22 protein-coding genes, 2 pseudogenes and 1 riboswitch are annotated in these 25,549 nt (G+C 42.3%); of the genes and pseudogenes, 12 read left to right on the plus strand and 12 right to left on the minus strand.

Features of this window, described 5'->3' with window-relative positions:
• Positions 1-65 precede the first annotated feature (65 nt).
• A complete protein-coding gene (locus NSU15_RS30180; protein WP_042131650.1) occupies positions 66-452 on the minus strand; it encodes a MerR family transcriptional regulator in 387 nt (128 codons plus the stop codon).
• Positions 453-589: 137 nt separating this feature from the next.
• On the opposite strand from NSU15_RS30180, the gene NSU15_RS30185 reads away from it, so the two are divergent.
• The gene (locus NSU15_RS30185; protein ID WP_339288631.1) at positions 590-1,348 is read left to right on the plus strand and encodes an SDR family NAD(P)-dependent oxidoreductase; all 759 of its coding nucleotides are present in this window, start codon (positions 590-592) and stop codon (positions 1,346-1,348) included.
• A 58-nt stretch (positions 1,349-1,406) separates the two neighbouring features.
• On the opposite strand, the gene NSU15_RS30190 is transcribed toward NSU15_RS30185, so the two are convergent.
• From NSU15_RS30190 to NSU15_RS30220, 7 genes are all read right to left on the minus strand, one after another.
• Positions 1,407-2,609 carry a macrolide family glycosyltransferase gene (locus NSU15_RS30190; protein ID WP_339288633.1) on the minus strand — a complete coding sequence of 401 codons (1,203 nt, stop codon included), beginning with the start codon at positions 2,607-2,609 and terminating at the stop codon, positions 1,407-1,409.
• A gap of 276 nt (positions 2,610-2,885) precedes the next feature.
• Complete coding sequence (locus tag NSU15_RS30195) at positions 2,886-3,431, minus strand: hypothetical protein (RefSeq protein ID WP_339288635.1); 546 nt, start codon at positions 3,429-3,431, stop codon at positions 2,886-2,888.
• A 226-nt stretch (positions 3,432-3,657) separates the two neighbouring features.
• Entirely contained in the window at positions 3,658-5,022 is a 1,365-nt protein-coding gene (locus tag NSU15_RS30200) for an MATE family efflux transporter (protein ID WP_042131654.1), read from the minus strand.
• A 75-nt stretch (positions 5,023-5,097) separates the two neighbouring features.
• On the minus strand, positions 5,098-5,757 hold the full coding sequence (locus NSU15_RS30205) for a dihydrofolate reductase family protein (protein WP_042131655.1): 660 nt from the start codon (positions 5,755-5,757) through the stop codon (positions 5,098-5,100).
• A 21-nt stretch (positions 5,758-5,778) separates the two neighbouring features.
• Complete coding sequence (locus NSU15_RS30210) at positions 5,779-6,915, minus strand: extracellular solute-binding protein (RefSeq protein WP_339288638.1); 1,137 nt, start codon at positions 6,913-6,915, stop codon at positions 5,779-5,781.
• 15 nt (positions 6,916-6,930) lie between these two features.
• Entirely contained in the window at positions 6,931-8,871 is a 1,941-nt protein-coding gene (locus NSU15_RS30215) for an alpha-amylase (protein ID WP_081954224.1), read from the minus strand.
• Positions 8,872-8,907: 36 nt separating this feature from the next.
• Positions 8,908-9,948: an alcohol dehydrogenase catalytic domain-containing protein gene (locus NSU15_RS30220; RefSeq protein ID WP_339288639.1), complete on the minus strand. Its 1,041-nt coding sequence runs from the start codon at positions 9,946-9,948 to the stop codon at positions 8,908-8,910.
• A 301-nt stretch (positions 9,949-10,249) separates the two neighbouring features.
• Between NSU15_RS30220 and NSU15_RS30225 the strand changes: the two genes are divergently transcribed.
• Complete coding sequence (locus NSU15_RS30225; RefSeq protein WP_076120397.1) at positions 10,250-11,401, plus strand: metallophosphoesterase; 1,152 nt, start codon at positions 10,250-10,252, stop codon at positions 11,399-11,401.
• Between the two features lie 139 nt (positions 11,402-11,540).
• Here NSU15_RS30225 and NSU15_RS30230 read toward each other — a convergent pair whose 3' ends face one another.
• A complete protein-coding gene (locus tag NSU15_RS30230) occupies positions 11,541-12,095 on the minus strand; it encodes a TetR-like C-terminal domain-containing protein (RefSeq protein WP_339288642.1) in 555 nt (184 codons plus the stop codon).
• 166 nt (positions 12,096-12,261) lie between these two features.
• Between NSU15_RS30230 and NSU15_RS30235 the strand changes: the two genes are divergently transcribed.
• Entirely contained in the window at positions 12,262-13,725 is a 1,464-nt protein-coding gene (locus NSU15_RS30235; RefSeq protein WP_339288644.1) for a DHA2 family efflux MFS transporter permease subunit, read from the plus strand.
• 137 nt (positions 13,726-13,862) lie between these two features.
• Here the strand turns inward: NSU15_RS30235 and NSU15_RS30240 are convergent, their stop codons facing one another.
• Complete coding sequence (locus tag NSU15_RS30240; RefSeq protein WP_339288646.1) at positions 13,863-15,215, minus strand: amino acid permease; 1,353 nt, start codon at positions 15,213-15,215, stop codon at positions 13,863-13,865.
• Between the two features lie 132 nt (positions 15,216-15,347).
• Positions 15,348-15,428: riboswitch (glycine riboswitch) on the minus strand.
• Between the two features lie 197 nt (positions 15,429-15,625).
• Here NSU15_RS30240 and adhP point away from each other — a divergent pair.
• The 3 genes and pseudogenes from adhP (at position 15,626) to NSU15_RS30255 (ending at position 18,111) form a co-directional block, all read left to right on the plus strand.
• Positions 15,626-16,642, plus strand: coding sequence for an alcohol dehydrogenase AdhP (gene adhP, locus NSU15_RS30245; RefSeq protein ID WP_042131662.1), 1,017 nt, complete (start codon positions 15,626-15,628; stop codon positions 16,640-16,642).
• Positions 16,639-17,437: pseudogene (locus NSU15_RS30250) on the plus strand (alpha/beta hydrolase). Before adhP ends, NSU15_RS30250 begins: the two are co-directional and overlap by 4 nt.
• A 203-nt stretch (positions 17,438-17,640) precedes the next feature.
• Positions 17,641-18,111, plus strand: coding sequence for a pyridoxamine 5'-phosphate oxidase family protein (locus NSU15_RS30255; RefSeq protein WP_339288647.1), 471 nt, complete (start codon positions 17,641-17,643; stop codon positions 18,109-18,111).
• A gap of 571 nt (positions 18,112-18,682) precedes the next feature.
• On the opposite strand, the gene NSU15_RS30260 is transcribed toward NSU15_RS30255, so the two are convergent.
• Positions 18,683-20,926, minus strand: a complete 2,244-nt coding sequence (locus NSU15_RS30260) for a U32 family peptidase (protein WP_042131664.1) — start codon at positions 20,924-20,926, stop codon at positions 18,683-18,685.
• A gap of 122 nt (positions 20,927-21,048) precedes the next feature.
• Between NSU15_RS30260 and NSU15_RS30265 the strand changes: the two genes are divergently transcribed.
• From NSU15_RS30265 to NSU15_RS30285, 5 genes and pseudogenes are all read left to right on the plus strand, one after another.
• Entirely contained in the window at positions 21,049-21,312 is a 264-nt protein-coding gene (locus NSU15_RS30265; RefSeq protein WP_339288650.1) for a hypothetical protein, read from the plus strand.
• Positions 21,313-21,317: 5 nt separating this feature from the next.
• Positions 21,318-21,569, plus strand: coding sequence for a hypothetical protein (locus tag NSU15_RS30270; protein WP_339288652.1), 252 nt, complete (start codon positions 21,318-21,320; stop codon positions 21,567-21,569).
• A gap of 362 nt (positions 21,570-21,931) precedes the next feature.
• A complete protein-coding gene (locus NSU15_RS30275; protein WP_339288653.1) occupies positions 21,932-22,099 on the plus strand; it encodes a hypothetical protein in 168 nt (55 codons plus the stop codon).
• Positions 22,100-22,275: 176 nt separating this feature from the next.
• Positions 22,276-22,893, plus strand: a complete 618-nt coding sequence (locus NSU15_RS30280; RefSeq protein WP_339288654.1) for an S-layer homology domain-containing protein — start codon at positions 22,276-22,278, stop codon at positions 22,891-22,893.
• A gap of 49 nt (positions 22,894-22,942) precedes the next feature.
• A pseudogene (locus tag NSU15_RS30285) lies at positions 22,943-24,162 on the plus strand (IS256 family transposase).
• Between the two features lie 73 nt (positions 24,163-24,235).
• Here the strand turns inward: NSU15_RS30285 and NSU15_RS30290 are convergent.
• Positions 24,236-24,661, minus strand: coding sequence for a hypothetical protein (locus NSU15_RS30290; RefSeq protein ID WP_339288656.1), 426 nt, complete (start codon positions 24,659-24,661; stop codon positions 24,236-24,238).
• Positions 24,662-24,827: 166 nt separating this feature from the next.
• Here NSU15_RS30290 and NSU15_RS30295 point away from each other — a divergent pair, with 166 nt between their 5' ends.
• On the plus strand, positions 24,828-25,232 hold the full coding sequence (locus tag NSU15_RS30295; protein WP_339288657.1) for a hypothetical protein: 405 nt from the start codon (positions 24,828-24,830) through the stop codon (positions 25,230-25,232).
• The last annotated feature ends 317 nt before the right edge of the window (positions 25,233-25,549 follow it).

Genomic DNA, 25,549 nt, shown 5'->3' on the forward strand with positions numbered 1-25,549 from the left:
GATTACCTGTTGGCCGTTAGGCCTGAGGTAATCCCCTTTTGCATGGATGAAGTGTAATTGTACTACTAATCATGCATAGACAAATCCAGTGTATTCCCTTTACTAATGAAGGATTTATAATTGGTAATTTTGTCGTTTAGCATCTTCTCTGTCTCTGTTAAATGCCTGATTTGATCCTGAACTGAGCTTCTATGATCTTCGAGAAGATCCAAACGGGCTTGGCTTGTATGCTCGCCCTCTAGGTATAACTGGGCATATTGCCTGATCTGTGCGATAGGCATTTGGGTTTGTTTCAACCTCAGTACAAATCGCAGCCAAGCAAGATGAGTATCCTCATATACCCTTTCTCCATTGGCATTGCGAATCGGAGCAACGATCCCTTCTTTTTCATAATATCTCAGTGTATATGTAGTTATCTCCAATAACTTGGATACCTCGCTAATCGTGTACATACGAGTCCTCGAATCTAATATGTTTTGAAAGTCACCCTGATTATAAAAAACATTTGCCTTAGAGTAAACTCTAACCTATATAATCAAATCGCTGTAGGATAAAATTACAAGCTCGCTTAAAAATGGGAGGAAATCACATGAAGTACACTGTAATTACCGGCGCTAGTTCAGGGATAGGTTATGAAACTGCTCTAGCTTTTGCAGCGCGTGGAAAAAACTTAATTCTTGTTGCCCGCAGAAAGGAACAGCTGGAGGAGTTACAGTCTGAAATTACCCGTATTCAGCCTGATGTAGAGGTTATCATTCGAACGACTGACTTATCCGTTATTGAGAATGCTTATTCACTTTACGAAAGCTTGCAAGAGTATCCACTCGAAACCTGGATCAACAATGCCGGATTTGGGAACTTTGCTTCAGTGGCCGAGCAAGATTTAAATAAAATAACTACAATGCTACATCTGAACATAGAAGCGTTAACTATACTCTCCTCTCTATTCGTTCGAGACTACTCCACTATTGAAGGCACCCAATTAATTAACGTTTCATCTGGTGGCGGTTATACGATTGTGGGCAATGCTATAACGTACTGTGCGAGCAAGTTTTATGTAAGTGCATTTACTGAAGGACTGTCTCATGAGTTGAAGAGTCAAGGTGCACCTATGCAGGCTAAAGTGTTGGCACCTGCCGCAACAGAAACAGAATTCGCGAAGCATGCTTTTGATATCACGGATTTCGAATATCACGGTACTGTGCCTAAATTCCATACCGCAAAGGAGATGGCTGGATTCATGCTTGATCTGTATGACAGCAATCATGTGGTGGGATTAGTGGATGGTTTGACGTACGAATTTGAGTTGAAAGATGCTATTTTTAATTATGTGGAGCGTACGCGATAGACTTGTCTTGTAAGTTAAGGCATGAAGAGGGCCATCCTTCAATGGATGACCCTGCAAACTAACCAAGATATTGAAGCCTCCATTCGAGAATCTCATCCACAGCTTGATGTGACCCACCGGATGTCCGAAAAGAATCTTTAATCGTTGCAACAGCTTTTTGGAATGATGGAAGAGTCAGCACACGCTCTACAGCTTCACGTAGTTCAGTTGCAGTTAATCCTTGCATTTGTAATTTAATACCCGCTCCTGCATTGGCGACTTGCTCAGCAATGATCGGTTGATCCGCGCTTTGTGGGATTACAATTAGAGGAACCCCGTAATAGAGACCCTCATGCACACTGTTCATTCCACCATGAGTAATGAATACTCTCGAGTTTTGCAATACATTCATTTGTGGAACATAATTTTTCACAATGAAGTTTTGCGGAATTTCTCCCAAATCATAGATTTGGACTTTATTCCCAATGGACATCACAATCGTATGATCCATATTCCCGAATGCCTTAAAACAGAGCTTATAGAAATCTATGGCTTGGTTGAAAACTGTGCCCATTGAGATGTAAATTAATTCTTTTCCCTTAATTGCAGAAAGGCCAAAATCATCTGGAGTTGATCGTGAGGAGATAGATGGACCCACGAACTTATACGATTGATCCAGGGCTTCACCATAAGGTTGAAACTCCCTTGTCGTATAAACGATTGTAAGTGGTGCAGGATTACAGAACACTTCATAAGGAGAATGGATTCCCACGCCGTATTCTTCTTTTGTTTTTGCCGTCAGGCTTTGAAATCTATCGTCCACAGCTTTTACTATTTCTGCAGGAGCTTCCATGTAAAACTGCTCCATAAGTTGATCAAATGATGCCTTTGTCTGTACAAAAGAAGTACAAGAGTTGATTGCAGGAAGCTTGAGGATTTGAGCAATTAAACGTCCGCAACCAAACATGGAATCATGAATGATGTAATCGAAATGCTCCCCTTTGATCTGCTCAAGAACGCCCGGAATAACTATATCCGCTGTAAGTAAAAGCCCATTCACTCTTTCGAGTAAATAATCTCTTCCACCTGAAATAAAAGCCTTTATATATTGTTGATCGTCCAATGTACGAACTATAGCGCCCGTCTCCTCAATACGTTCCCGAAAAGCTTCTATAGAGAAGTACACTACCTCTTCTCCACGAGAAATAAGCTCCTGTACAATACCAATCGTTGGATTGATATGTCCCTCTGATCCTGCATTAATAAATAAGACACGAGCCATCCCTTCCACTCCTCAGTTATGACCTAAATTATGATGTATGTAGCTCCAATTCTGTCCTTTTCAATGTACCCATTATACGTTCATCAACAGCCGACTTCTACTTCTCAAATGGATGATCGCAAAAACCATTCTACAGCGTTGCATCGGCCTCTCAATCTTCAAAGAAATTGTAGAATTATACCATGGCAGCGTGCGATTGCTCGAGGGAACAACGACAGAAACTATTTTTCAGATTACAATTCTCAAAAATCCTCCTAGTGATCGTTTGAATCAACGTTAGTCATATTTACTTGTTCTGCGCGCTTTATTGTACAAATAAACGGCTGTGACGGCTGCGCTCAATGTCCCGCAGATCATATCCATCATCGTGTCGCTCAAACTACCGTTTTGTGAATGTAATCCGAATAGATGATCTACCATAAACTCATAAATCTCCCACATCCCAGCCATGGCAACAGCAAACAGGAAAGCGAACCAGATGATGATGGAAGGTAAACCGCCCAGCTCTTTACGCTTAGCCATCTTGATCAAAATGAATTGTCCTACGAAGAATAGAATAACTCCGGACAGCAGATGTTCAATCTTGTCTAGATAAGGGATGAACGCATACATATTGAATAAATTGGCGAGCATCATCGTAATCGTGATAAAGATTAGCACTGAGAACCGCAGTGCAGGAGGCAATTCGCTTCTAGTCCATGTGATTAAGCCCCTAAAGAGTAATAGGACGACAATGATAAGACCCGCTTGAAAGGTTTTACCATAGTTCCCAATCACGCTAAAATAAACAAATGATACACCGCATACGATGTACAAAATCATTTCAAAAACATCATTGAACCTATACCTTCTAGAGGTTTCTCGCATAGCAGTTCCTTTCTGACTAGATCCGTTTAACTAATTATCACCCATTCAAAGCCACCCCATACGACAATCAAATCGGTAGCAACAAAAAGACCCCTGAGATATTCCCATAAGCGGGAATACACGGGGTCTTAAGCCAACCAATCAGCCCAGATAGTTGCAGAGTTTTATGTAACCTTAACCTCTACATCGCTTTTTCAGCCAAATCGCTAACTAAATTTCTCATCCACTTGCGGGAGTAAATCCGGGCATAGCCAAAACCGAAGCGGACAAGCTCCTCCAGTGAGATGACAAGGTACACGAGGTAGACTGGCTGCTTCCAGACGTATGACAGCAGCAGTCCAGATGGGACCCCAATCAGCCACGTTGCTGTCGATTCCATGCTGAATACGAACTTGCTATCTCCCCCGCTGTTTAGAATGCCACCCGCTATAATCATATTAGATACTTTGACCCAAAGAAATCCAGCGAATACGATAACGATATACACACCCATTTGTTTGGCATCCTCGGAGATATTAAATGCGGATACATACAGCTTCGAACCTGCCGCAATGATAGCCCCTACAATCAGAGAGATAATGATACCAAGCCGAATGAATTTTTTCGCGTGATCGAGTGCGATATCTGTTTCGTTCGCACCCAAACGGTTGCCAACGAGCACCCCGGCTGCACTAGCCAGACCGGATAATAAGCCGATACAAAGCCCTTGCAACGGGAAGGTAATGGTCATTGCTGTCATTTCCGTCGTTCCCATGCGGCTATAGATGATTGCATATGCCGTTTCACCCAACACCCAGATCAATTCCGTTAGCAACAGCGGATAAGTCGTTCCAAAAAACTTGCGGACGAGCGGTTTAGGAATGATGAACAAGTTCTTTAACCCGACAGCTCCCGGTAACCGATACCGGTACACGGCGCCAATGATCAATAAACATTCGATTACTCTGGAAACAAGCGTAGCGATAGCCGAACCCTTCAAGCCGAGTGCAGGAGCGCCGAAGTGGCCGAAGATAAGCACGTAGTTCAGTATAAGATTCAATCCAACTGCAATTAAGCTAACATACATCGGCCATTTGGCATGCCCGGTACTGCGCAAAATCGCAGAATACATCATCGTGAGCATGACAGGCACAAAACCGATCGACATAATCTGTAGAAAAATGTACCCGTCATTTATTACATTCGCATCTGTAGTGAACATACTCAGAAAGAACGGCGAATCGATGAATACAGCCGCAGAGAACAGGAACGAGAACGCGAAGCCGACGATCAGACCGAGACCCAGCACCTGGGAGACACTTTTGGAATCTTTGTTCCCCCAAAATTGGGCAGCAAAAATAGATACACCTGTCGATAAACCGGCTAAGACAACCGCGATAATTCCGTATATTTTGGTGGACATCCCCACCGAGGCAATCGCCACATCTCCAAGCTGACCGACCATCAATTGATCCGTCAAATTGAGCAATGCCATCAGTAAGCTCTGAAGTGTGACGGGCACAGCTATTTTATACACACTTTTGTAGAAATTCTCTTTGTCTGACATGTATTGTTTACAACCCCCATATTCTTAGTTTTTCCACAATCCATAGCCTTTTGCAGTCTATGACCTTGTGAGAGGTCATACTACTTTTTTGTAGCGCATGAGCGTGTAATTATCTTTTGGCTGAATTTCTACAACTTTGAACTTTTTTGCAAAGCTCAATTGCTGGTACCCGTCTCCATCCACTAAAGTAATGTTCGTGGAGCCGCCTATAATGATCGGTAGCTGCATCAGAATAATTTCATCAACGATATCCTGATTGAAAATATGCCAGTTCAAAAATCCGCCGCCCTCGACCATCAGGCTAGTAATCCCATAATTTTTCTCAAGCTGACGTTCAAGCTCAACGAAATCGACTTTATCCTCGCCGCAAATGAGGCATTCCTTGCCTCTTTCCCGAATCTGCTTGATTTTTTCTTCATCCCGTCCTTTCTCGGTTGTGACAATAATCGTCTTCCCCTGATCCGAGAGAACATTGCAGTCTAGCGGAATATCCAAGGTAGTTGTCGGAATGATACGAATTGGATTTTTGTTCTCCTCATATCGATTAGTAAGAAACGGATTGTCTGTCAGGATCGTATTTTTTCCAACCATAATGCCCTGCACGTTCCCCCGAAATAGATGGATGAATTCCATATCCTCATTGGAAAACAAAGAAAAAAGCTCTTTACTCGAATTACCGGCTCCCATCGTGAGCTTTCCGTCAATCGAAATTTGGCTGAATATCGTTGTTTTCATTTGTTTTCTCCCCGTCTCTTATTAGCTTTTAAATGCGCCCCAAGATACTTGGAGACTTTGCTCTATTTTTTTAAGCGCTTGTTCAGGATTACTCAAGGGCAACTCGATAAGACCTGCATTCAGTGCCTCCCATACGTGGATCATGAAGGGGAAAGTCGGCATCGGCCTTGCTTGATCCAATAATGATAAAATCATTTTTTTGTTAGGTGCCGCAATATCAGTTAACCGTTTAAGTGTTCCTTCCTGTGCCGGAATCCGCTGCACATCCAGCGTCCACATAGTTTGGCATTCATCACTCAGCATAAAACGCGTGAATGATAAAATATCTTCCCGCTCCTCTGATGTTAACGAATGATTGGGATAGATCAGGCCGATGGAAGAAGTCATGGATTGCGATTGCCTCCCCTCGATAACCGGAAGCTGGCAAACCGCAAGTCTATGATTCATATGCTTATCCAGATGATTATAAATCCACTCGCCACAAATAATGGCGCCGATCTTACCATCAATGAACTGCTCTAGCAGTCCTGTAGAACCATCAAGACTTACAAGTACACCTTGATCCATCTTGTCGCGGATAAATTGTAGTGCCTGCTTCATTTCAGCGGTGATGATATTCGGCTTTCCATTCTGTACAGGCCAACCACCAAAAGCCGTAAGGAACGGAATAAACCAATAGCCCTGTTGTAAATCTGCGCCAATCGGCACGATACCTTGTGCGGATAACCTCTCAGCTTCCTGTTCGAACACATCCCATGTCGTCGGCGCACTAGTGAAAATTTCCGGGTTGTAGTATAGGACCAGATGATTGCCCCTCAATACCGGAATACCATACTGAACGCCATCCATTTGCATCGTTGAAAGGGTCCCTTCAGTCAACACATCATCGAGCAGCCCGCCAGGCACCTCGGAGTAGAGGCCATTTTCGACATAAGAGGACATGTCGGCGGGAACCATCGCCAGGTGCGGACCTTGGTGGGTATCCTTAATTCGGTTCAGGCGCGCAGTCAGCTCTGTAATATTCATCACTTGAGGTGTAACTTGTACGTCAAAGCGCTCCGTATACAGCTTGCAAATTCCCTCTAACACCTCAATCGAGGTATCTCCCGGACCATCAAACTCATGCCATAACACGATTTCCTTGTTTTTCTTTTCCATTGCAACCTCTCTCCCTTAACTAACTTGTCTATGATTGTTTACTAGCACTAGTGCCTGATTAGGCGCAAGCAGTAAGCTTTCGAACACCTGACCTACGCTGCTGTCCGTTAAGGAACTATCCAGTGTCACGGACATTGGGTATCGACCAGGTACGGCAGCCTTTAAATCGACTTGGCAGGAAGTATCAGCACTCAAGTTAAAGCAGCATAACAGCGTCCGATCCCCGTGCATATATCCGTACAGAACAGTACCCTCCGGGGACTGAGCCACGAAAAAATTCTCTGGCTGAACTAGCTGGCGCCAGTCTTTCTTGAATTCACTTAGCTCCGTCAGCAGCGGCAGCATCGGTGCAGGATTGGTCCAATTAATCTGCATGACGTTAAAAAAAGCACGAGAAATCTCTTCTCCGTTCGTGTTGTCTCCAAGACCGCAGTTGAGGGGCTGCTCTTCATTCATTTCATAGCCCGTCGTCACATACGGAATGGCGTTCGGAAGAAATTGATTAAACACCGCGATCATTCGAGCAACGTCTATACCGCCACGGCTCGTGATCCGGGGAGTATCCGCCGTCTCTGCACAGGCAAACACATGAATGTTCAACTCCGGCAGCTCCTCTAAGAATGAAACGAGATTCTCCTTAGTAATCTGCGTCATAACGTTCCATCCGCTGCCTAGCATAATGTTGTAACCGGTGCTCGCTGCCTTCTTGTGGTTACGATTGAACAAATCTTCGCTGATCAAGATTGCATTCGGATTCAGCTGTTTAATCGTATTAAAAATTCGAGTCAGCAACGGTGTTGGAAGCACATGTCCGATGTCGATGCGAAAGCCGTCAATTCCATATTTTTCGAGATTAAACCGTACGGCCTCCTCCAGAACATCCCAGAGCTCCAAATTCGGCTCCTCTCCAGGATAGTCATTGCATTTAATCGTATCAAAAAGGACATATGGCGCCTGATCCGGACTTATAAGATGTCTCACTTGTGGAGAAAAGTCCTTGTATAAGCGTAAAAACGTAATGTCTGTCCAAATCGGCTGCACATCATTTATCCAATCCGAATGCGCTGGAGCAGTCGTTATCCCCATCTCTCGCTCCACCAAAGTTAATATCTCCTCCCCAGTTCTATCAGCCCTCTCTTTTAATTGCTGCCAAAGGATTGGATGAAGTTCATTGGGCGGCAGTGAGAACTTCCGCAGAAATGCTGCGGTCTCCTGGCTTTGATAGACCATCTCCAATTTATCAGGCGTACACTCCTCAAAAAACCCAAGCTCAGGGATCGGTGGCGGCGCAAAGCCTTCTAATTCATCCATCTTGATCCAATACACCCATTCAGGATGTTCATTAATGAACGCGCTGTTTTTCGCCGTTACACGGGGAATGAAATCAACAACCGTCTTAATATCAAGCAAATGACAAGCTTCTACCAAAGCGCTAAGCTCATCGTGGATCGTGAACTCTTCCATACCATCCAACAAGCTATCATGCAGGTTCTGGTCCAAGTGAAATAACGACTGCACCGCGTAAGGTGATCCGATATCCCCCTTCAGATTTAACTTGCTGTACTGGTTCACAGGAAGCATGTATAGAATATTAATGCCCATTTTTTTTAGCAGCGGCAGAAGAATAAGGAATCTTAAAAAAGTACCAGATTCGATTGTTCCATCATGGTTGTAATCCCAAGCCGTCGAATAGCGAATAAGCGAGGAATAGATCGCGCTGTCGTCCAGATTTGTGCGTTCCTTAAGCAAATACCTCCACGAAAGCTTGTCCACATACTTCAAATGCTCCGTCAAAAAATCATACGGATGTACACAGATTTCACCGTCTTTTTCAAAGAGAACACGCTCATACTGGCACTCATTCCACACTGCAGGGATCCAAATGGGCTCCACGTCTTTATCCTTGTGTGTAGACAAGTAGTCCTGAACTAGCCTAAATTTGCTATCGTTGCTCATTATCAGTGCCACCTCTCATTGATTGTAGGATTTCGTTTAGGGAACAAAAACCGTCTTTACGGTTTCACTCCTAACCACCTTCAAAGAGTTCAACTCATAGCCGATCAACTCGTCTATCGCTGCTTCATGCTGACTGAGCCTAACTTTTCTAGTTACCAGCTTCTCCAGTTCAGGTGTTTCAGCGGCAAACCGCAAAGCCTCCTCGAACATGTAGCGGTATTCGCCTGCTGCAATAATTTTGATTGCAAGCTGTACGAATTTGGTAGGAGAAAAGGTATACCGGTACTTTGCATTAATACCAAAAGGAACGATGCGCCCCCCGCGCTCAATCCACTTCTCTGCCATTTCGAGCTGTGTCCCCACTGTGTCGATAATCAGATCAAACTTATGTCCCTCGCAGATTTCATCCACAGTAGCTTGATTTAATTGGGAAGGTGTCAGAGCGAAATCTGAAATCTCTCTGGCAAAAGCCAACCGATAGGGATTAATTTCTGTCGCTACCGTGAGCGCGGATTTGGATTTACTCACAATTTGACTTAACAATCCCATCGGACCCGATCCAAGAATGAGCACCTTATCCTCTGCTGAGACGTTAGCCTCTTTGAAATTGTGCAGCACACAGGCAAGTGGCTCGATCAAGACTGCCGTCTCCCAGCTCATATGATCAGGAAGGAGGTGTGCAAACGTTTGTGCAGTAGCATAAAAAAAAGTGAATGTCCCGTTTCGATTCAATCCAGCAATAGGCATTCCATTTCCATCCTGACCCGTACATAGGTGCGGCTGTTCCTTCAAACAAAAATAACATTCATTGCAGCTTTGATTCGGATCGATAACTACGCGGTCCCCCACCTTAACACGGTCAACGTTACTGCCGATTTCGACTACAGTCCCTACAGCCTCATGACCGCGAATGACCCCTGATATTCCTTCCTCTTTACCGGTTACGACTGCTAGATCTGTTCCACAAATACCTGTCATCTCAATCCGGATCTTAACTTCATCCGGGGCTGTGATCTGTGGCTCTTCCCATTCGCATAGCTCCAGCCTATGATTGGATGTCCACACCAGCGCTTTCATACGCATACTTCCTTTCTGTTTGTGTTATCCATATTCGCCCAGAATATATCATACCCACCATGTAAAAGTAAGGTGAATATTGTCGTAAAATGCTATAGCTTACATTTTTATATAAATTTCATATAAGTAAGCGCTTTAAAATATATTCAAACCGTTTCGATTCTTCTTATTCAAAATCAACTCTCTCCTCTTCCAACATGAAAAAATATGTTACTCTTACTGAGTACATGACTATTTATTCATTCTTATTGATAATAATTGTTTACTCTCAGAAATCTAAAGAAAAAGGGTGGTACATCATATGATATTTGCATTTCTGTGTATATTCGCTTTGTACGCGGCAACTAACTATTATATCGCGAGAAAGATTTTTAAATGGCTGCAACATATATTTCCAAATGTAAACGGGATTCTATATGGAGTCATCTACAGCTTATGTGCGTTAACAATCATAATTAATTTACTATTGTCCTCTTCAGCTATGACGACCGATTTAAGCATCGTTAACTTTTTGGGTCAATTCGGGGACTATTGGATGGGGATCTATTTCTATTTGCTCTTACTATTGATCCTTTCAGATATAATCTTACTGGTTAGTAAGTGGGTTAAAATCATCCCCTCTCCTACACCAGCGCGTGTTATTTTTCATACAAGATCAGTAGTGTTAGTTCTAGTCATAGGGTTAGTGTCTTATGGGATTTATAATGCGAATCAGTTAAAAGAAGTCACTTATCCGATCCAAATTCATAAAAACACCTCATTAGATCATTTAAATATTGTTCTGATCAGCGACTTACATTTGGGCTACATAAATGATGTGAAATTTATTGAAGACGTTGTTGATCGTATTAATGGATTACAGCCGGATATTGTGTTAATGACAGGGGATATCTTTAATGGTAACTACTACGCGCTCTCTAATCCTTCCAAAGGTATGGAGTTATTAAGTACCATTCAGTCCACCTATGGAGTTTATGCTTGCTTAGGCAACCATGATGCAGGACGATCATACGATGAGATTGTGAACTTTATAGATAAGAGTAATATTAAACTTCTAAATGATGAGCATGTTGTTATAGACAATCAATTCGTTGTTGTTGGTAGGAGGGATTCATCACCGATTGGCAATCAAGGAAACCCAAGAGCAATTACTTCCGAAGTGATGAGTAAGATTGATACAAATATGCCCGTTATCGTAATGGACCATCAACCAACGAATATGATTCAATACGGAGATGACGTCGATCTAATCATTAGCGGACATACGCATCAAGGACAAGTATTCCCTGGAAACCTAATCACCAACGCTATGTTTACAGTAGATTATGGCCACTATCAGAAGAATTCGAACAGTCCTCACGTCATCGTTACATCTGGTGCAGGGACTTGGGGACCGCCATTACGCATTGGCACGAATAGTGAGATAGCACTGATTAAGGCTGAGTTTAAATAATATGATTTTTTGAAAAAAGCGGACAGCCTTTGGACGAGAATTAACGTCCTAGACTACCGCTTTTTATTGTTTCACTCACTTCATTCTGACTTAGAATAGCTATCGGTTCCCCAAATCCCCCTGCAGCGTAGTCTAGCGCTTATAAATACCTTCTTTTATACATCAAGGTAATCTGCCCCGCTATGTATTCCGCACTATATTGGCTGCCATCCTTAATCCACCACATAATAATTCCAAGTAGTGATGCTGCAATTATATCAACAGAGACTACTTCTTTATTGGGGTCTATGTTTCTGGCGTTTCTTCGTTTTTCGACAGTATTCTTTAACAGGTTGGTCAAGTGGTTTTTGAAGCCTTTGTGCTCCATCAATACAGCAAAAACTTTCCGGTATTCATAAAAATAATTTAAAAATGTGACCAGCTGCTCCTGTTCATTGTTGCTCTCCATTTGTAATAGCGGTTCAACCTTCATGGATAGGTCATCAAAGATTTCATGTACAATCTGGCGCAATAAATCGTTAATATCCTCATAATGCAAATAAAACGTTGCACGATTCAGTTCAGCACGGTTGGCGATTTTTTGGACAGTTAATTGAGAAATCTCCACATTGTCGGCCAACAATGAAAAAACAGCATTTTTCAGCATCTTTTTTGAGCGAATGGCTCGTGGATCAACTCTTTTATGTTCGGACATTTCATCCCTCTATTATCGTTTATATAGTATTTCATCAACTAATTTACCCATTCTGTCGATTAGTCGACATTTTCAATAAAATTGCAAATAGGAATACCGTTTAAATGCTGATATGATTTATTTTATCGACACTATGTCGAAAAAGCAATGAAGAGAGGCCTGCACCATGCAAGAAGACATTAAGAAAATTAATAAAGGGATCTTACTAACCATTTTAATTTTTGGTTGTTTCTTATCCACACTCAATCAGACACTTTTAAATGTCGCCTTAAGTAGTCTGATGGAAGTCTTTGATGTTACGGCAACAACCGTACAATGGATTTCCACGGGCTTTATGCTAATCAACGGGATATTGATTCCGATTACAGCCTATTTAATGAAACGTTTTACAACACGTCAATTATTTATAAGTGCCATGTCATTTTTATTAATCGGTTCGATTATTTGTGCAGCGGCGCCGAGCTTTAGTCTACTCTTAATCGGACGAATGATCCAAGCTGCGGGTGCTGGCATAATAATGCCGCTCATGATGAGTGTTGTGCTCGCCATCTTCCCCGTTGAGAAACGTGGCAGTGCTATGGGACTGCTCGGACTGGCAATGATATTTGCTCCTGCTATAGGGCCGACTCTTGCGGGATTTGTTGTCGAATACCATTCTTGGCGCTGGTTATTTATCGGCCTCATCCCACTTGTTATCCTTGTTATAGCGTTGGCATTCAAGTATTTAGTGAATGTATCTGAGACCTCTAAGTCGAAGCTTGATGTGGTAAGTGTTCTTTTATCAACCGTCGGATTCGGCCTGATCTTATACGGCTTCAGTAGTGCAGGCAGTAAAGGCTGGGACGATGCAATAGTGATTCTGACCTTAGGGATTGGGATCGCTGTAACGGCTGTATTCTGTATAAGACAAATCAAGTCTGATGATCCACTGCTAAACCTGTCTGTCTTCAAAAATAAAGTTTTTACGATGACGTCTCTTATTAACGTATTGATCACGATGATGATGTACGCAGATATGATTTTATTGCCTATTTATCTGCAGAATGGCCGTGGTTTCACAGCATTTGATGCAGGATTGCTCTTGTTGCCGGGGGCACTTGTAAATGCGTTCATGTCGCCCGTCACCGGAAAATTATACGACCGTTTTGGTGCCAAGCCGCTATTCATTATTGGTTTACTCTTTATTATTCCATCTATGTGGGCGGTAACCGATTTGTCTCAATCGACAACCTATATGTATCTAATGATTCGTACCATTGGTCTTCGAATTGGATTAAGCTTCATCACTATGCCACTCAATACAGCCGGACTAAATGCGTTGCCCAAACAACTAGGTACGCATGGTACAGCAGTGAACAATACCGTTCGTCAAATTGCTGGCGCCATTGGTACTGCTGTCGTAATTACAATTTATACCGTGCAGGCAACAAGTCATGCGGCCACAGTGATGCAGAGCAATCCCTCTACTACTCCTGAAATCCTTAAATCCCTAGCATCCATTCTAGGGGCGAGTGACGCCTATTACTTCATGATGATATTATCCATTGCCGCATTTGTTATAACATTATTTATGCCTATGAAGAGCAAGATCACGATTGAAAAGAAAGCAAACCTAGCTAGCGAAGAATAGACTCATAAAGTGGAACGTCAAAAGGACAGCTGCCCGTTGTCCTTTTGAATTATCCTCATAGCTATTTTCAGCTCACTAGCTTTGGTTTCAGCCCCGCATCCCTAGTAGCCGCTACTTAATGTCTGCCTCACACTAGCTTAATTACTTTTCCCCTTCTTACCTCTAATCGAATACAGGATGAATAATAAAATAAACCAGATCGGAGTACACAATAAAGCCGGGCGTGTCTCTCCAGCGAACAGCATAATGATCAGTATTCCAGCGAACAAGGTTAAGACAATATAATTAATAGCCGGTGTGAACGGTGCTTTGAATTTGGATTTCGCCTGTAAATCTGGCCGGTTTTTTTTGTACTTAATATGGCAGATGAGCACAATTCCCCACACCCATATAAAACAAATGGCGCTAATCGTTGTCACGATTCCAAAAGCCTGCTCCGGAATAAGTTTACTTAAAAGAGCTCCTACAGATATGACAATTGTAGAAATGAATAACGAGTTACCTGGTACATGGTTTTTATTCAGTTTGCCCAAATGAGATGACGCCTGGTTATTTCTACTCAAATTATAGAGAATTCGGCTTGTTGAGAACATCCCACTATTACAAGCGGAAGCCGCTGAGGTTAGTACAACAAAATTAATAATCCCTGCGGCAATTGGAATCCCTACTAAAGTAAAGGTTTTTACAAAAGGACTCTCTGCCGGACTAAGCTCCGTCCAAGGGTTAATGCATAGCAGGACGAAAAGCGCGCCGACATAGAAAAATAGAATCCGTAAAGGAATTTTATTAATTGCAGACGGGATATTTTTCTCCGGATCCGCTGTTTCCGCTGCTGACACACCCACCAACTCCACACCGACATAAGCAAATACAACCATTTGAAAAGAGAATAAGAAGCCTGATATGCCGTTCGGAAAAAAGCCCCCATGCTCCCATAGATTCCGTATCGTCACCGATCCTGCATCCGTCTTAAACCCTATGATCAGTAAAATGACCCCAAGACCAATCAAGGCGAGAATCGTAATTACCTTAATTAAAGCAAACCAAAATTCCAGTTCCCCAAAACTTTTTACAGTTAATAGATTAAGTCCTAATAACACGACTAGACAGGCTATGGCAGGAACCCATTGCGGGATATCAAACCAATATTGTACATATACGCCAACAGCGATGACATCAGCCATAGCCGTCATGATCCAGCAAAACCAATAGGTCCAACCGGTAATGAATGCGACCCGTGATCCAAGGTAGTCTTCAGCAATATCCGTAAACGATTGATAGCCCGCTTTAGATAATAGGAGCTCTCCCAGTGCTCTCATCACAAAAAACACAGCAATACCCACGATTAAATACGTGACCATAATGGATGGGCCTGCCTTCTCTATCGCCTTGCCTGATCCCAAGAATAATCCTGTACCGATGGTGCCGCCAATAGCAATAAGTTGAACATGCCGATTAGCCAGCTCTCTCTTTAATTCTGGTTGTGCCATACCTAGTTCCCCCTTGTGAGTACAATAAATTGGAATAAAAAAAGAGAGATTGGATGTCATCCAATCTCCCAGATCGTAAGAATATCAAATAATATTTGCCTACTGATGTCGATCAGCATGACAAATATATATTCGTACTCTTCTGTCCTTTTGCCTGAGATTGTGAACCCTTCGGCGCCGCGGAAATTCCGCAGTCTCTCCAGAAGCTGCTCCAGCTAAAGTGTAATCCTTAGCCATCATAGCTCGTGAATTATGAAGTTGATAAAGCGGTAACGCAGTAAAGCTGTTCTGATATTCTAACATATTACTTCTGATGTGAGTGTTAATCTGTGATAAAAGTCTCAAGAATTTAAAGTAAGCCTCATGAACATACTACTTTTTGAAAAACAAAAAGCTAAAGGAGTATGCTAATGAAAGCCGCTGTAGTAAAACAATTTAAAGAAAAGTTAGAACTACAAGACGTACCTAAACCAAAACCCGGACACAAAGAAATTCTTGTCCACATTCAGGCGTGCGGAGTGTGTCATACTGATTTGCATGCTGCTCATGGCGATTGGCCTGTCAAACCGAAACTCCCTCTTATTCCCGGACATGAAGGCGTTGGGATTATTGAAGAAATAGGTGAAGGAGTTACACACTTAAAGGTAGGGGACCGAGTAGGAATTCCGTGGCTGTATTCTGCTTGCGGTCATTGCGAATATTGTCTCACAGGAAGAGAGACCCTTTGTCTGGATCAGCAAAATTCCGGATATTCCGTAAATGGCGGATATGCAGAATATTGTGTAGCAGCTGCCGATTATGTAGTGAAGGTTCCTGATAATCTAAGTTTCATCGAAGCGGCACCTTTATTTTGCGCTGGCGTTACGACCTATAAAGCTTTGAAAGTATCAGGTGTAAAGCCAGGTGAATGGGTAGCCATTTTCGGCGTCGGAGGATTGGGTCATCTAGGTGTACAATATGCAAAAGTAATGGGAATGAATGTAGTGGCCATCGACACTTCAGATGAAAAGATGGAGCTTGCCAAACAGCTTGGCGCAGACAAAACCGTAAACGCATTAAAAGAAGATGCGGCAGTCTGGATTCAAAAAGAAATCGGCGGAGTGCATGGTGTCGTTTGTACGGCGGTTGCAAAAAAAGCATTCGACCAAGCCTACCGGGCCATTCGTCGCGGCGGTACCTGCGTCATGGTTGGGCTGCCCCCTGAATCCATGGATGTTCCGATCTTTGATACGGTATTAAACGGTACAAAGGTAGTCGGTTCGATTGTCGGCACTCGCAAAGATTTGCAAGAAACATTGCAATTCGCTGCAGAAGGAAAAATCAAAACCATTATTGAGACACGTAAATTAGAAGATATTAATGAGATCTACGATCTGATGTTAGAAGGCAAAATCAATGGTCGAATCGTCCTTGATATGACGAAATGATCAATATGAATTATTGTGTAAAAGGAACTGGGAAACCTATTTTGGTGATAGGCAGCAGTGTTTATTATCCTCAACTATTCTCAGAAGATTTATATGATACATTTAGGATTTGTGAAGCCGCCCCGAACTCTACAACCGGAAGATTATAGATTGGAGAAAGTACTAGGTGATATAGAGACGGCAAGGCAAGATCTTAACTTAACAAATTTCATCTTATTAGGGCATTCAGGACATGCTTTCATGGCTTTGGAATATGCTAAAAAATATCCTTACCATGTCCAAAAAGTTGCCTTATTGAATTCAGCACCTACAAATAGCGAGGAAAGACAGCATCATAGTTTTGCATTTTTTAATGAGACAGCAAGTCCGGAGAGAAAAAGACAGTTCGAGAAGGATATTTCTTTGTTAGAAAGTGACATTCAGAAAGATCCTGAACGGCGATTCGCTCACATGTGTATTCGGATGGGAGCCCAAAGCTTTTATGACTATACATTTGACGCAGCTTACATGTGGGAAGATGTATATACGAATATGCCAATTATCGATTATCTGTGGGGAGAAGCATTCGGAGAATTGAATCTTATACAATCACTCGCTAACTTCAACAAACCAGTATTTATCGGTTTAGGCAGGTATGATTATTTGGTAGCGCCTGTTTCACTTTGGAATTCTGTTAATGAAACCTATAAGCACGTCAAAAAAGTGATCTTTGAGCATAGTGGTCACAACCCGATGTTTGAAGAACCTCGAACCTTTGACAATGAGCTAAGCAACTGGATCCTTGAGGACAATTGAGGCTTTCCTTTGTATAACGAAAAACACTAAGTTGATTCTTAGTGTTTTTTTATTTCTTGCTCTTTTCAGTTAAACCATACCTAAGTCGAACAGAGGATTATGATAACGATTTAATATTTATCGTATTATTCCTCACATGCACTAAGATTTGACAATGATAAGCTTAACATTGTATACCTTATGATACTTTAGGAGGTAATATAATGAGCAAGTACGACGAAGCCATGAAGCTCCTGGAAGAACAAGTGGGTAACAAGGATGGCCTGATCTCTCTGTCCACTATTGCGCTGGAACCAGGGACCGATGGCAAAAGCCGTCCCGCCGCCCGCATTGTGGACGCCTATTATGAGGACGGCGCGTTCTACACCGTCACCTACGCAACCTCAGGCAAGATGCAGCAGATCGCCCAAAACCCCGAAGTCGCCGTTTGTATCATCGTCGAAAACTTTACGGCCGATGGTATCGGTGAAAACCTGGGCTGGGTATGTGACGAGAAAAACGCTGAGATGATGACAAAGCTGCGCACAATATTCGCCGATTGGTATAACGAAGCCAATAACGACGAAGACCCTAACACATGCCTGCTGCGCATTCGCCTGACAAAGGGCCTGTGGAATGACGCCCATAAAGGGATCAGAAATGAGATTGATTTTGTCAATAAGACGGCAAGTTAAGTGGTCTATGTGGTTTCAATATTTTGAGGATATAAAAAGAGTTATGAGAAGGGCGAATGAAGTTTTGAAAGACTTGTACTGGAGAATGGAGATTTAGAAATGATCTATCGATAATGTACCTAAGCTTCTTAACTTGGAAGTTCGATATTTTGGACCTAGTCTATCGTCTACTTCGATCCTAAGATTTCTACAACTAACCAATGTAGAAACCAATGTAGATTCAACGATAGAGGGATTTCTGCTGAAAAGGGTCGGTCTCTCAAAAAGACTTTTCCTTACTTCTGACACGTTCCACTGCGATGGTTGAAGCGGCAAGTTTTAGAGCCGCCCAGTACTGGGCGGCTCTTTCTTATTCTTTTATGTTAAGCTGAACGATTAGCAAGGAAGACAGTGATATACTGGACAGCAATACAAAAATAATTTCCACGATTAACCAACATGCAAAACTTTATACGTGGAATACCCAATCGCAGAGTCTGCCGTCCCGGCATTTATGTACAACATAATCTGACCGCTGACGCTGTTGGATTCGCTCCCGCCATGATATCGCCAGAACCATCCCTTTGACTACCTACAAAATCTCTTTATTAAAATGTCCTCTTGTTTCTGTTTCCTGATTAAAGATTGCATTATTCATTGAGCCATTTAATTTACCTGACGCCATATTAATGACTTTCATAACCTGCTCTTTTGATTCAACTGTGAAGTTTAATCTGAGCGCCTCGATTCCTTTGATGTTTTGTAGCTCATCTAAAAGATTAAGCGTCTTCCCATTAAGGAGAGTCGTTGTACAATCATTATGGGAAATTATAGGGAACGTTCCGTGCTCATCTTTTAACTCATAGCTCTTCGTTTTGCAAATTCTGCATTGATTCATTTTTTTCATCGGACAATATTTTGTAAACATCAAAGGAACCTTACCATATACAATCATTTCCAGTGCAGGATAGCCGTCATTTTCTTCATAATAGGCATTCATTAAATCTTCAATTTGGCTCTTATTCAATTCATAAGATAAAGTGACTCGTTTTGCACCTAATTTATATAATTCATAGCAACTAGTAGCATTAACAACATTTAGAGAATAGTCCGTAACAAACGGATTAGTTTCTCTGTAGTGATAAATTCCACCATATCCTCCGATCAGCAGCTGCCCTTCTTTTTCCTTATAATCATTCTGATTTCTTCTAACAACGTTTTTAAAATAGATTTCCTTAATTCCACAGCTCACGCAAGCATCGTACTGCTCCCTAGTCGTTACAGAGGCCGTAAGGTATGGTTTTTCAGAGGCAAAGCTTATTTTTTCTTTTGCTTTCAAAGCCTTGGTTCTTTTCTTTTGGCTGTTAAGCTTTAAGTCATATAAGCCCAGTACAATATCTCTTCTTGCTGCATTTAACAGTTTAGCTGGTATAAATGCATTGCATTCCTCAAAATCCACATGATTAAGTTCGAATATAGTATCATTTAATCTTGAAAATTGCTTTATTACCTGGTCTTTTGTTGTTGGATTATTAATGGCTTCGCCTAGTATTTCCTCGCTTTCATATGAATAATTAAAGCCTAAGCCCTCCGCATCTATGAAAAGCTTTGAATCTGGACATGCATATACTCTAATATCGAGGTTAAACCGCTTAAATTCTTTTTCCAGTGATGATTCTAATTCTTTGCTATAGAAATAATCCTTCGTTTTATATACTAAATCTCCCTTAGACACCTTTTCTTTGATTTTGATATAGCAGACATCATCTGCTTTGTTGATTAATTCGCCATCTTTATCGTACAGTTTTACAACAGTTAAATTAACATCTTCATTGTTGTGACTTATTCGGATGGTATCGTTTTGATTTAAAGAACGTGTAAGTGTTATTTCATACATGTCTTTAACAATCTTGCTAATTGTTCCAATTTCATAACCAAAGTTATTAGGTCTTAAGATGTTTGTAATATTCCTCTTATCTTCGCGAAATAAATATCCTTTAGTAAATGTTCGATTGAATGTTTTTTTCAAATTTTCTTTATCTTCTTCGGTTATTTTATTATCTAAGGCCATGCGATATTTGGATACAACATTAGCAACATACGTAGGCACTTTCATTCGACCTTCTATTTTTAAAGAATCGATTTCTTTTAAATCATTGATATAATCGATTGTGTTTAAGTCCTTAGTAGATAGAATATGGTTTTTCCCTAAAGATGTATCTGATGTCTTGTCCATTAGTTCATACTCCTTACGGCACGAACCAACACATCTTCCGCGATTTGCGCATCGATAGCCGATTAATCCTGACATTAGACAGTTTCCCGAATAAGATACACATAAAGCACCGTGAACGAAAATTTCTAAAGGTATTTCAGCTATTTTTTTGATCTCTTTTACTTTTTCAATCTCAACCTCACGGGACAGAACAACTCTTTTAGCACCAAGTTCTTTAAATAATAAAGTTCCGTCTAAATCGTCTATTCCCATTTGAGTTGAACAATGTGCTTCCATATCAAGAAAGTTTTTAACGATATAATCGAAAGCAGTCAGGTCCTGAACGATAATGCCATCAACACCGATTTCATTTAATTCGTGTATCTGCTCTTTCATCTCTTCAACTTCGTTTTCAAAAACGATGGTATTCATTGCAACATAGATTTTAACATTCCTCAGGTGCGCATACGCAACAGCCTCTTTTAACGATTCTAAATCAAAATTAGATGAGTATGCACGTGCACCAAATTTTTGCATGCCTAGGTATACTGCATCACAACCATTAGATATTGCAGCTTTTAAAGCTTCCATATTTCCTGCTGGAGCTAGTAATTCAGTCATTTTTTCCTCCTTATGACCCATAAATTAAAAAAAATTTGTAGTACTTGTGATACGCTCTACGTAACATGGAGCTGCTGAAGGAGATTATCCAGAAGGGCTTCAAGACGCTTGGACTGATGGAAGTGATCAGTCCCGTCACCGCAATCAAGGCGATTGAGATGAAGCACAAGCTATTCAACGGGGGCACAGGTGCTATGCGCTCTACGGCCTGGAAAGAGATCAAGGTGCATGAGGCAGCGCGCGAACAGGCCATCACCATAGCTATTCTTGAGTTTATCCCGATGGAGCAGCATGATGCTGTGACCCAGCGCATGGAGGATGTGACGCGGCCTTACTATGATTCAATTGGCCTAGAGGTGAAGCATACCGGCAGATGGAGGCCATGAATTGATTGAGCATGCCAATAGACCAATACAATTTCAAAAACGGTGGTGAAAATAAGATGGAACAAATTTATGTGCGTCAGACTGTAAAGCGAATACAGAAGCGGTTGAGCCATAGTGAAAACGGAGCAGCTTTCAAAGAATCGATTAAGGAAGCCGTCACCGTTGGCGTTGGACAGCATGATGTAGTGATCGAGCTTATTGATACTTTGACGCGCGGGTATTACCAATCTATCAGCTCGGGTAAAGCCTATGCATAGCAAGTGGCAAGAGAGGCAATAGAATATCATGCGTAATGAAAAAGAGAACACCTACGATGGACATTCTCCTTTGTGTGGCTTGTTAAAGTGTGGGGTAAGGTGGTGTGTGAATATGGTCAGGTGTCGATACATCGCCCATCTCACATGTTTTTCTAGATTCGCCAGGGGCTCCAGGTCAAGCTGTGGCACTTCAGTTGCTAGACTTTGATTTCAAAATTCATGGCCGTAACTGCCCATGCCGGAATAACCTTGTCATCCACGAAGCTGGTTGTAACAGTCGCTTGAATGGACAGTCCTAGTGCGTTAGAGATTATGGCCGCGATTCAATCAGTGCATGCTCAGCAGTCCCATCTGAATAAGCGGTGAACTATCAGCCCTATTGGGCACTTGCGAGTCATTTGTACAAGCAAGTGAACCGACAAGAAGATGTCCATGCTGCTTATAGCCACGCCATTGGACTAAGCTCGGACGTTCTCGTTCGACAATTTCTAAGCCGCAAAATTTCTGAGATCGAGATTCGGCATCGATAAGGATTTTTGAGGGTTCCTGTTGAGAATGCCCAACTATCCTTAAAGTCGCCAGCTGCTAAATAACCCCGGGGTGTAGATTATTTCCCTCAAAAATCTACTTAAAATTGAATTAAATTCCGATATAAGCCTTTTGTCAGATTTACACTTTAAAAAAATAAATTAAGGAGCGTTTTTCTATGAAAAGGAAAGTTTCAAAATGGATTCTTCTATCGTTAGTAGCTTGCTTACTCATTCCAAGTGTAGTTGCCGCAACAGAAGATACTTCGCCACCTACAAAGACTTCTAAAGATTTCACAGATTTAGCAGGTCTGGACGCGGCTCTTCTTGCCAAAATTGATGCATTGCTGGCCAAAGGATACATGGAAGGTAATGGCACCGACAATTTTGATATTACGGGAAACATGACGCGTGCGGAATCTGCTAAACTTGTAGCTAAAATTTTTAACTTAACCGTCCCGTCAGGAGCCACTTCGTCCTTTAAAGATGTAGATGGTACGGATGCTTCTTCGGCTTGGGCAATTCCGTTTATTGAAGCGGCAAAAAAAGCTGGAATCATTGATGGCATGACAGACAACACATTTGCACCAAAAGATAACGTAACTACTGGGCAGCTTGCTACAATGCTAGTTAAGGGGTTTGGTAAAAAATCCGAGGTGCAAACGACGACTCCATGGTACCAGGGTTACTTAGATGTTGCCAAATTAAGTGGGATTGATTTAGGCACCGATGGAGCCAAGCTTGCTACTCGCGCCGATCTTGTAGTCGGATCTGAGTCTGTAAAATATATTGTGTAAACTCTCAAACCCATTAAAATGGAAGTAAGAGAAAGGTTGGGGAGAACACATGGGACTTTGGACAAAACAGCAGTTACGGGAATTTATTAAGGAAAACAATTTGGTAAGCGCACAGGATGCGCAGAATGCTCTAAAAGAGCTGTTTGCGGAGACGATTCAGGAGATGCTGGAAGCCGAAATGGATACTCATTTGGGCTATGGAAAGCATGAGGTGAAAGCGAAGCTCACGCCAAACAGCCGTAACGGAAAGAGCCGTAAAACCGTAGTCAGTGAGTATGGTGAGCAGGAAATCGCTATTCCTCGGGATCGGTTGGGCGAGTTTGAGCCCTTGGTCGTCAAGAAGCATCAGTCGAATGTAACGGGCATCGAAGAACAAATTATTGCGCTGTATGCGAAAGGGATTAGCACCCGAGAAATTCAGGACCATTTAGGGCAGATGTATGGTATTGAGGTATCTCCAACGCTCATTTCCAATGTCACGAACAAGATTGTGCCTCTCATTAAAGAATGGCAGAACCGGCCTCTGCAAGGGGTCTATGCCGTCGTCTATTTGGATGCGATCCACTTCAAAGTCAAGCAAGATGGGGCCATTATCAATAAGGCTGCCTACATGGTCATTGGCATTGATCTGGACGGAAACAAAGACGTGCTGGGGATGTGGATTGGTGAGAATGAGTCCTCCAAGTTCTGGCTGGTGTGCTGAATGAACTGAAGAATCGCGGGGTTCAGGACATTCTCATTATCTGCGTGGATAACCTGTCCGGATTCTCTCAAGCGATTGCCGCCTGCTATCCTCAAACGGAAATCCAGAAGTGTATTATTCACCAAATCCGCAGCTCCACACGGTACGTGTCGTACAAGGATATTAAGAAGGTAACAGCCGACTTAAAGCCTATTTACAAGGCAGCTACCGAGGAAGGTGCCTTGCTTGAACTCGACCGTTTCGAGGAAGTTTGGGGAGCGAAATATCCCCTCATTATCCGTTCCTGGCGGACCAATTGGGACGAACTCGCTACCTTTTTCAAGTACCCGCCTGAGATCCGCAAACTGATTTACACCACCAATATGATTGAGAGTTACCACCGTCAGCTTCGTAAAGTGACGAAGGGAAAAAGCATCTTTCCCACAGATGAGGCGCTACTAAAAATGCTCTATCTGGCCACCGTCGACGTCACTCGGAAATGGACAGGACGTGTCCAAAACTGGGGGCAAATGCTGCTCCAGCTGTCGGTCTTTTTCCCCGATCGGGTCGGTCAACACTTGCGTTAAATTCGCGACTTCCCCCTCGGGGGAATCTGTGCTTAAAAGAGTTTACACAAAATTATTGACAGACCCTCGGATCTTATGCAGCAACAGAAGCTATAGACAAAGCTAAAGCATCAGAAACAACACCAACACCAACATCAGCACCAGCACCAGCACCAGCACCAGCACCAACACCAACACCAACACCAACATCAGCACCAGCACCAGCACCAGCACCAGCACCAGCACCAACACCAACACCAACACCAACACCAACACCAACACCAACACCAACACCAACACCAACACCAACACCAACACCAACACCAACACCAACACCAGTACCAACACCAGTACCAACACCAACACCAGTACCAACACCAGTACCAACACCAACACCAGTACCAACACCAGCTCCATCCACTATCGCACTAAATAAGATTAATAATAGTGTTGGAACATGGATCAATGTTGATGAGACGACTTTCTCCACAGCAGGCATTGAGAGCGTTTCGTCACTCAATTTATCAGCTGTTCTAGCTGCACTCGAAGCTGATGGAGGCTCTCCATGGAATGTTCCAGAAATTCAAGCCATCGTCAATATGGTTATTAACGATATTACGACGAAGCAATCGGCACTTGAATTGATCAATGCTGCATCAGCTTCCCATTAATGGACCGATGTTACTGTGACGACTTTTACTAATGCAGGTATTACAGGCGTCACATTAGAAGACCTAGTAACTTTCCAAATCCAAATCGCATTGGAGACCGATTACACACTTCCAAGAATAGTCTCTCAAGTTCAAGAGATTGTTGTCGAGGCGCAAAAAGCAATTGTCGTAGATGCAGCGATAAATGTAATCTTTGATTATTTGAAATCAAATGATCTAGGAACTGCTCCTGACCTAGAAGTATTCCAACGTGCTGGATTAACCAGAGTAACAGATTCGAACTTACCAGATGTCTTATCTGCCCTTGTATCTGCCTATGAGTATGGTCTTTCCGGTCAAGATGGATTAACACCTCTGTCTCCTCATAAACAAGTTATCGAGGATGCTATTAATCGTTACTTAGACGGACCTAATGCTTAAGGAAGCTTATACTCGTAACACGACAAATAGTTTACTTATTCAACCGTGAATTGAAGGTAGCTCTCAAGCGAGAAAATAATTTATACGAGAAAAATAACGGTGCAAGGGAGGTTAACCCTTCACCGTTATTTTTTGTTTGTGGAAGCTAAGGAAAGTATAAAAGTAATTCAGAGCGAAGAAGATTTCGCCCTACTTATGATACGGTTCCCCCTAACAACTATAGAGCGAAATCAAAGAGCACACTATCAGATGCCCCTTGAAGAAAGTAGTATAAGTAATTTGATCAAATTTAAGGTAAATTTTCACTTCGGATAAAT

It is taken from the genome of Paenibacillus sp. FSL E2-0201 (assembly GCF_037963325.1).
Classification (GTDB): domain Bacteria; phylum Bacillota; class Bacilli; order Paenibacillales; family Paenibacillaceae; genus Paenibacillus_AQ.